Annotated in this window: 1 protein-coding gene; it reads left to right on the top strand. The window is 70.7% G+C overall.

What is annotated here, in order from left to right; genetic code table 11:
* Positions 1-1,523 (top strand): glutamine--fructose-6-phosphate transaminase (isomerizing) (glmS, locus tag ABIE04_RS17730; protein WP_354553272.1); only part of this gene is annotated, 1,523 nt, incomplete at both ends.

The raw sequence follows: 1,523 nt of genomic DNA, 5'->3' as shown, positions 1-1,523 counted from the left end.
CTGTACCTGGCCGACCCCTTGGCCGGCGGCACCGGCATCGCGCATACCCGCTGGGCCACGCACGGCGTGCCGAACGAGGCGAACGCGCACCCGCACCTCGCCGGCCGCGTGGCCATCGTGCACAACGGCATCATCGAGAACCATGCCAGCCTGCGTGCCGAGCTGCAGGCGGGCGGCCACGCGTTCACCTCCGAGACCGATACCGAGGTGATGGCCGCGCTGATCGACCGCCACCTCGACCAGGGCCTGGGCCTGCGCGAGGCGGTGCTGGCCACCGTGCGCGAACTGGAAGGCGCCTACGCGATCGCGGTGCTCAGCCGCGACGAGCCCGGCCGCGTGGTCGGGGCGCGCCGCGGCGCGCCGCTGCTGGTCGGCCTCGGCATCGGCGAGAACTTCCTCGGTTCCGATGCGCAGGCGCTGATCCAGGTCACCCACCGGATGCTGTACCTCGACGAAGGCGACGTGGTCGAGATCACCCGCGACGGCGTGCAGGTGTTCGGCCTCGACGGCCATCCGGTGGAGCGGGCGGTGCACGAGAGCGAGCTGTCCACCGACGCGGTCGAGCGCGGCGAATACCGCCACTACATGCAGAAGGAAATCTTCGAGCAGCCGCACGCGGTGGCCAGCACGCTGGAGGCGCGCCTGGGTCCGCACGGCGTGCTGCCGAACACCTTCGGCGTCGACAGCGACGCGCTGCTGCAGGCCACCCGCGGCCTGCACATCATCGCCTGCGGCACCAGCTACCACGCCGGCTTGGTTGCCAAGTACTGGATCGAGGAGTTGGCGCGGTTGCCGGTCAGCGTGGAAGTGGCCAGCGAGTACCGCTACCGCGAGACCGTGGTGCCGGCCGGCACCTTGTTCGTGGCGATCTCGCAGTCCGGCGAAACCGCCGACACCCTGGCCGCGCTGCGCGAATCGCGCCGCCGCGGCTACCTCGGCACCCTGGTGATCTGCAATTCGCCCGAGTCCTCGCTGGTGCGCGAGGCGGACCTGAAACTGATGACGCGCGCCGGCCCGGAAATCGGCGTGGCCTCGACCAAGGCGTTCACCACCCAGCTCGCCGGGCTCGCCCTGCTCGCGCTGGAGCTGGCCCGCCGCAACGGCCTCGACTCCGACCGTTACGTGGCGCTATGCGCCGAGCTGCAGCACCTGCCGCGCGCGATCGAGGACGCCTTGCAGCTGGAGCCGGCGATCATTGAACTGGCCGGCGAATTCATCCAGCGCCAGCACGCGCTGTTCCTCGGCCGCGGCGCGCAGTACCCGGTGGCGCTGGAAGGCGCGCTGAAGCTCAAGGAGATCTCCTACATCCACGCCGAGGCGTACCCGGCCGGCGAACTCAAGCACGGCCCGCTGGCCCTGGTCGACGAGAAGATGCCGGTGATTGCGGTGGCGCCGAACGGCCCGCTGCTGGACAAGCTGAAATCCAACCTGCAGGAAGTGCGCGCCCGCGGCGGCCGCCTGATCGTGTTCGCCGACGGCGCCGCCGGCATGGGCGACATGGCCGACCATGGCGTCATGTTGCG

Origin of the sequence: Rhodanobacter soli, from assembly GCF_040548735.1 — a bacterium.
In the GTDB taxonomy this organism is placed as follows: Bacteria; Pseudomonadota; Gammaproteobacteria; order Xanthomonadales; family Rhodanobacteraceae; genus Rhodanobacter; species Rhodanobacter soli_A.
Note: the sequence above shows the minus strand (reverse complement) of the source record. Positions and strands in the feature narration are given on the sequence as shown.